Source organism: Oribacterium sp. (assembly GCF_057249185.1).
Map to the genome: position 1 here is coordinate 1 of NZ_DBHIGR010000111.1, position 7,530 is coordinate 7,530.

General features: G+C 45.4%; 7 protein-coding genes. All 7 read left to right on the forward strand.

Annotated features, from left to right (window positions below):
• The coding region (locus ACO4PX_RS07040; protein ID WP_485572098.1) for a PDDEXK nuclease domain-containing protein at window positions 1-261 on the forward strand (261 nt) is incomplete at its 5' end.
• Window positions 262-324: 63 nt separating this feature from the next.
• Complete coding sequence (locus ACO4PX_RS07045) at window positions 325-513, forward strand: hypothetical protein (RefSeq protein ID WP_485572099.1); 189 nt, start codon at window positions 325-327, stop codon at window positions 511-513.
• A gap of 107 nt (window positions 514-620) precedes the next feature.
• Window positions 621-1,955 (forward strand): NADP-specific glutamate dehydrogenase, encoded by a 1,335-nt coding sequence (gdhA, locus tag ACO4PX_RS07050; protein WP_007157527.1) that lies wholly within the window; start codon window positions 621-623, stop codon window positions 1,953-1,955.
• Between the two features lie 208 nt (window positions 1,956-2,163).
• Window positions 2,164-4,431, forward strand: a complete 2,268-nt coding sequence (gene metE, locus ACO4PX_RS07055; RefSeq protein ID WP_485572100.1) for a 5-methyltetrahydropteroyltriglutamate--homocysteine S-methyltransferase — start codon at window positions 2,164-2,166, stop codon at window positions 4,429-4,431.
• Window positions 4,418-5,320 carry a methylenetetrahydrofolate reductase [NAD(P)H] gene (gene metF / locus ACO4PX_RS07060; protein WP_308579301.1) on the forward strand — a complete coding sequence of 301 codons (903 nt, stop codon included), beginning with the start codon at window positions 4,418-4,420 and terminating at the stop codon, window positions 5,318-5,320. The genes metE and metF overlap by 14 nt, the downstream gene beginning before the upstream one ends.
• 325 nt (window positions 5,321-5,645) lie before the next feature.
• Window positions 5,646-6,539 carry a DUF3881 family protein gene (locus ACO4PX_RS07065; RefSeq protein WP_304072371.1) on the forward strand — a complete coding sequence of 298 codons (894 nt, stop codon included), beginning with the start codon at window positions 5,646-5,648 and terminating at the stop codon, window positions 6,537-6,539.
• Window positions 6,540-6,594: 55 nt separating this feature from the next.
• A complete protein-coding gene (locus tag ACO4PX_RS07070) occupies window positions 6,595-7,359 on the forward strand; it encodes a YlmH/Sll1252 family protein (protein WP_485572101.1) in 765 nt (254 codons plus the stop codon).
• Window positions 7,360-7,530 lie beyond the last annotated feature (171 nt).

The window sequence follows — 7,530 nt, forward strand, 5'->3', positions numbered from 1 at the left end:
GAACATTTAGGACAGCTTAATTTCTATGTAACAGCAGTGAATAGAGAGCTAAAAAACGATAGAGATAATGCTACGATTGGACTTCTTATTTGTAAAGATAAAAACGATGTTGTTTGTGAATATTCATTGGAACAAATATCACAGCCTATAGGTATCAGCAAATATGAGATCACTAAATTACTTGAATCAGAATATAAGAGCAGTTTGCCGAGTATCGAAGAAATAGAGAAAAAGATTAAGGAAATAGATACGGATAATTAAAAATAGAAAAGAAATGAATAGATATTAGCTAATGACGATTGGAGAAAATCGGACGAAAAAAAGATGATTTTGATTAAAAAGTCCTTGACAAGTAGCAACGGGGGATTTTGCGAAATATATAGATTAGCGAAATCACGACTATTTCAAAAATTAAATTTGACAGAAGAAGAGCTAGTGCAGTGGTTAAGGATAGAAAAGATGCTATTAGAACTGACAAAAAGCTTGCAGGAAGACAAAGAAAAAGAAGAATAAAACAGTCTCAGTATTCTTTTTCGGAATACAAGATATTTCCTATTGTAGTTGAAAATGATTTAGTGCTATAGTTTAGCGGTAAATGAGGAAAGAATGGAGGCAAGTTTATGTCCTATGTAAGTGAAGTCTATCAGGCACTGGAGAAGAAGCATTCCAATGAGGCAGAATTTTTAGAGGCAGCGAAGAGAATTTTAGAGTCTCTGGAGCCTATTGTGGCAGCCAATGAGGAGCTTTACCGGAAAAATGCGTTACTGGAGCGTTTTGTAGAGCCGGAAAGAATTATTAGTTTTAGAGTGCCTTGGACAGATGACCAGGGAAAGCACCATATCAATATCGGTTATCGTGTGCAGTTTAACTCTGCTATCGGACCTTACAAGGGAGGACTCCGTTTTCACCCAAGCGTAAATCAGTCTATCCTGAAGTTCCTGGGCTTTGAGCAGATTTTAAAGAACTCCCTGACCGGTCTTCCCATCGGTGGAGGTAAGGGTGGTGCGGACTTTGATCCTAAGGGCAAGTCCGATGCGGAGGTTATGCGCTTCTGCCAAAGCTTTATTACAGAGCTGTATAAGTACATCGGAGCCAATGAAGACGTTCCTGCCGGGGATATCGGTGTAGGCGGAAGAGAAGTGGCTTATATGTACGGACAGTACAAGAGAATCACCAACTTGTACGAGGGTGTACTTACCGGAAAGGGAAGAACCTTCGGAGGCTCTCTGGCTCGTCCGGAGGCTACAGGATACGGTCTGGTCTACATTGTGGATGAGATGTTAAAGTCCGTAGGAAAGGAAATCAAGGGAAAGACCATTGTGGTTTCCGGTTCCGGTAATGTTGCTCAGTATGCCATCCAGAAGGCACAGAGCCTTGGGGGTAAGGTAGTAACCTGCTCCGATTCCGGCGGATATGTGTATGATCCGGAAGGCATCAAGCTGGATGTGCTTTTCGACATTAAGCAGGTGAAGAGAGGCAGAATTTCCGAGTATGCCGACCGTGTTGCGGGAGCGACTTACCATGCAGGAGAGCGTCCCTGGGGTGTGAAGTGCGATGTGGCTTTACCCTGCGCAACCCAGAACGAGTTAAATGGAGAAGAGGCTAAGACCTTAATCAAGAACGGTTGCTTCTGCGTAGCAGAGGGAGCAAATATGCCTTCCGATGAGCAGGCTGTGGATGTGTTCCTGGAGAATCACTTCCTTTACATGCCCGGTAAGGCAGCCAATGCCGGCGGTGTTGCCGTTTCCGCATTGGAGATGAGCCAGAATTCTCAGAGACTTTCCTGGAGCTTTGAAGAGGTGGATGAGAAGCTTAAGGGAATTATGCAAAACATTTTCAAGAGCGTATCCGAGGCGGCAAAGCGCTACGGCCATGAAGGTAACTTTGAGGTTGGAGCCAATGTAGCCGGCTTTGAGAAGGTAGCTGAGGCTATGCTGGCACAGGGCTTGGTATAAGATAGAAGTAAGGGCGAGAGAACCTATTTAGGGTGAAGGACTTGGCTATAGATAGAAACTATAGCCAAGTCCTGTTTTTTTATATTTGCCTAAGGAAATCATTTTACGCTATACTATATCCACTTCAAGGACTCTCATTAGGGGGAGTCTAAGGAATGACAAGAAAAGCATTTTGTAAAGGAAAATAAAAAGTAAGGAGAAAAAAAGCATGCAAACATCAGTAATCGGTTTCCCAAGAGTGGGAGCATTAAGAGAACTAAAGTTTACAACAGAGAAGTTTTTTAAGGGATTGGTTTCCGAGCAGGAGCTGCAGGAGCTTGCAAAGGATATTCGAAAGAAGCAGTGGTTGAAGATGCAGCAGGAGGAAGTGGATTTTATCCCTTCCAATGATTTCTCTTTTTACGATAACTTTTTAGATACAGCAGTGCTTTTTAACATCATTCCGGATCGTTACAGAGAATTGTCCTTAAGCCCTCTGGAGCAGTACTTTGCGATGGCAAGAGGCTATAAGGGAGAGGCTGGAGACGTGAAGGCTTTGGCTATGAAGAAGTGGTTCAATACCAACTACCACTACATGGTAGCGGAAATCTCCGATAAGGATGTAATCTCCCTTGTAGGAGACAAGCCCTTCCAGGAGTATGAGGAGGCAAAGGCTTTAGGGGTTGAGACTAAGCCTGTAGTTATCGGACCATTTACCTTATTAAAGCTTCTTCGCTATACAGAGAAGAAGACCGAGAAGGATTTCCTGGAGCAGGCAGTTTCCGCTTATAAGGCTTATGTGGAGAGATTCGTTTCTCTTGGTGCCAAGTGGATTGCCTTTGATGAGGCTTATCTGGTAAGAGACCTGGAGAAGGAAGACTTGGAGCTCTTTACCGCATTATATCAGGGAATTCTTTCTGTAAAGGGCAGCACCAGGGTTATATTACAGACATATTTTGGCGATGTAAGAGATGCCTATGAAAGCATTTTGGCACTCCCCTTTGACGGTGTAGGTCTTGATTTCTTAGAGGGTAAGGAGACCAAGGCGCTTGTAGCCAAGGGCTTCCCCAAGGATAAGCTTCTTTTCGCCGGTTTGGTAAACGGAAAGAATATCTGGAGAAACCATTACGAGAAGACCATTCAGGAGGTAAAGGATTTAGAGGCTAAGGGCATTTCCGTAGTACTGAGTACTTCTTGCTCTTTACTGCATGTTCCTTACACCTTAGTAGGAGAGAATAAGCTTTCCGAGGAAGTAAAGAGACATTTCAGCTTTGCTATCGAGAAGCTGGAAGAGCTTTTGGACTTAAAGGAGCTTCTTAGCGGTAAGGCTAAGCCGGAGGTTTTAGAGGCGAATAAGGCGCTCTTTGCAACAGCAAGACCGAACAGTGAAGACAAGTCGGTAAAGGATCGTTGTGCAGCGATTACCGATGCGGACTACACCAGACTTCCTGTATTTGAAGAGAGAGAAAAGCTTCAGAAGGAAGAGTTTAAGCTTCCTCTCTTCCCCACCACAACCATTGGTTCCTTCCCACAGAGTGCGGATGTTCGTGCCAACAGAACTGCCTTTAAGAAGGGGGAGAAGACCAAGGAAGAGTACATTGCATTTAACCAGAAGAAGATTGCAGAGTGGGTAAAGATTCAGGAAGATTTGGATCTGGATGTACTGGTGCACGGTGAGTTTGAAAGAAACGACATGGTGGAGTACTTCGGAGAGCTCTTAAGCGGATTCTTATTTACCGAGAAGGCCTGGGTACAGTCCTATGGAACTCGTTGCGTAAAGCCGCCAATCATCTGGGGTGATGTACGTAGACTTTCCGCTATGACTGTGGAATGGTCCACCTATGCACAGAGCTTAACCAAGCGTCCCATGAAGGGAATGCTGACAGGACCTGTAACCATCTTAAACTGGTCCTTCCCAAGAGAGGATATCAGCATTGCGGAGAGCACAAAGCAGATCGCCTTGGCCATCCGTGATGAGGTATTGGACTTAGAGAAGAACGGCATCAAGATTATTCAGGTAGACGAAGCGGCTTTAAGAGAGAAGTTACCTCTTCGTAAGTCTGACTGGTACAGTGAGTATCTGGATTGGGCTATTCCCGCCTTCCGTTTGGTACACAGCGGATGTCAGGCAGGCACTCAGATTCACACCCATATGTGCTACAGTGAGTTTACCGATATTATTAAAGCGATTGACAACATGGATGCGGACGTTATTTCCTTCGAGGCTTCCCGTTCCGATTTACAGATTTTGGACTCCTTAAGAGAGAACCATTTCCGTACAGAGGTAGGACCCGGAGTTTATGACATCCACTCCCCCAGAGTACCGTCCGTTCAGGAAATTAGAGAAGCATTGGCAAAGATGCTGAAGAAGATTGAAAAAGAGAAACTGTGGGTAAATCCGGACTGCGGATTGAAGACTAGAGCAAGCGAGGAGACCTTGGCAAGTTTAGCAAATCTTGTCCAGGCGGCAAAGGAATTGAGAAATGAGTATTGTTGATTTATTTCAAGAAAAAACAGTGTTTTCCTTCGAGGTGTTTCCACCTCGGAGGAACTCACCGGTTGAAACCATATATGACACTTTGGATGAGCTTCGGGATTTAAAACCGGATTTCATTTCGGTGACATACGGGGCAGGGGGCGGAAAGAATAACCAAAGCACCATCCCTATTGCAGAGCACATTAAGAAGGTCTGCGAAGTGCCCAGCGTGGTTCATTTTCCTTGTATAAATTTAACAAAGCAGGATGTATTAGAAAAGATTGAAGAGTTGAAGACTGCCGGAATCAAGAATATCCTGGCTCTCAGAGGAGATATTCCGGAGGGAGAGGAGAATAGAGGAGATTTCCGTTACGCTTCCGACCTGATTGCCTTTTTGAAGGAGCACGGAAACTTCCATATTTCCGCAGCCTGCTATCCGGAGGGACATATCGAGAGCGCGGATAGAGTAGAGGACATTCGTTACTTAAAGAACAAGGTGGATGCGGGAGCGGAGCACCTGATTTCCCAGCTTTTCTTTGAAAATAAGCAGTTCTACATTTTTCAGGAGCGTTGCGCTTTGGCCGGAATTGATGTTCCCATTGAAGCGGGAATTATGCCGGTCATCAACAAGCGTCAGGTCTTAAAGATGGCCAGTCTTTGCGGGGTAAAGGTTCCAAAGAAGTTTCAGAATATTTTGGACAAGTATGAGGATAACCCCATTGCCATGAGAGATGCGGGCATTGCCTATGCGGTGGATCAGATCGTGGATCTGGTGACTCACGGCGTGGACGGTGTGCATCTTTACACCATGAACAACCCTTACATTGCCAGAAAGATTTATAAGGCAACCCATAGCCTTTTTGAGTCTACCCAGAAGGGTAACCCGGGCGGTTCCAGCGCTTCCGCATAGAGAAGATAAGGAGGCTTTGAAAATACCGTTTTTCAAAAAGCATTAATATAGCAGTAAAATGAGTTTTCATGTGGCATAGGATGGAAAAGGGGAAGGTATCATCCCCGCTTTCCGACCTGTACCGCATGGCTTTTTTTATTCTTGCCTGTTTTCAAGACCATTTAGGGAGAATGCGGGCATGCGGCTTTGATTCGGACATGCGGTATGGTTTTAGACCTTCCCCGGTATGTAGGTTTTAGACCTTCCTCGGTAGCTCTTGCAAGACAGTAGCCTTTGTTGTAAGATATGGAGATGGTTTCAGAGAGGTCAGGAAAGAGGAAGGCTAATGCATAAGTTTCTACGATCCATTGGGTTTTCTGCATTGCAGGAAGACAAGGATGCAGAGTTTTATTTACAAAGGGCAGTACATGAAAAATATCGCAGCAGCTTTGTCTCCTATGGAAATGGACAGGTGGTGGAGCAGTATCAGCTTCCGGTAGCTCCCTCTATGGGCATTACTGTGGTTGGTCACAGAGATGCTGAGGGGATTTTTCACAGGGACTATTATTTCCCTTATATGCGTTCCTACGAAGGGGTGGAAACGGTGGAGGGAAGCATTGAGCGCCACGCAGAAAAGGAAACCTATGCCGGCGTGATGGAGGATTTTACCTCAGGGATTACCCTGATTTATTATCTTTGCAATTCTCTGGAAGCCCATCAGCTGAAACGGATGCAGATTAAGGCGGTGCCCAAGCAGGTCTATCTGACCGGACTTTCCGTGGAAGGAAAGATTCTCCTTCCCATAGAGAAGAAGGCGGAGGATGAGTGGGTAAAGCGACAGCACTTTGTGGAGCAGATGAAGCTTTTCGAGGCGGCTAAGGCAGGAGACCAGGATGCTTTGGAAACCCTGACGGAGACCGATATGAATCTGATGTCCGAGGTGAATCAGAGAATCGAAAAGGAAGACCTGTACAGCCTGGTGGAGTCTACCTTTATGCCTACCGGGGTGGAGTGCGACCAGTATTCCATTTTGGGAGAGATTGTGAATATTCGGGTAAAGAGCAACGTCTATACCCATGAAAATATCCTGGATTTAAAAGTAAGATGTATGGACGCGGTATTTCGCGTTTGCATCAATGAAAAAGATCTTTTGGGAGTCCCCGCCATTGGCCGCCGTTTTAAGGGCAATGTGTGGATGCAGGGAGAAGTGGAGTTTTTGGAGCAAAGCTCTAATTCCTAAGTATGATTGTTTGAAAGATAGATATAGGAAATAGTAAGCGAGACAATAAAAGACCATGAAAGACAGAGAAGATATTCTTGCCCACGTGGAAGATATTTGGCGAAAAACAGAAGAGCGCGGCATAGTGCGAAACAGTCCCTTTTTATCGGAAAGAGAAAGGGGACTTTTTTTAGAGAAAATCAAAAGGGAAAGAGGGGCTAAGTTTCTGCTTCTGGGAGGAGAAGAGGCGGAACGACAGGCCTTTTTCTTTTACCCAAGCTTTATGGAGGAAGAGGAGTGCAGGGAGCTTCTTTTGGAAGACAATCCTGTGGTGCTTTTGGAAATTCAGGGAAAGCAGAAAAAGTTTTCCGAAGAATTGTCCCATAGAGATGTGCTGGGAGCCATTATGAGCCTTGGGATAGAGCGGGAAATGCTGGGAGATATCTTCTTTCGGGATGAGAAAAGCTATGTCTACCTGCTTCGGAAAATGAAGGACTATCTCTTGGAGAATTTGCAGCAGATTCGCCATACCGCTGTAGAAATCAAAGAGTGTGAGGAAGCTCTCGCCCCCAAACAGGAAAGAATAGAGGAGCAGATTTTTGCCGCCTCCGAGCGATTGGACGGTATCGTTTCCGCAGTCTTCCACCTTTCCAGAGGAAAGGCACAGGAATACTTCGCCAAAGAACTGGTGTATAAGGACGGCTTGGTGGCGAAAGGCAGCAGCAGTCTAAAGGGGGGAGAAAAGATTTCCGTCAGAGGACTGGGGAAGTTCCATTACCTTGGCCTTGAGAAAAACACCAAAAAGGGGAGAATGGTTTTACGGATCCTTCGATATGGATAGAGGAACTGTAACCATTGAAGGCATTCGCTCCAATGCAGTATAGGCATGAAATCGGGCACGCTCCCGCTAACTTCGCCTTCGCAGCGGATACTAAGCGAAAAACTTCGGTACCCTTGTTTTTCGCAAGTACCGGCGGGCTCAGATTGCCCTCTTTCATGCCTATACTGCATC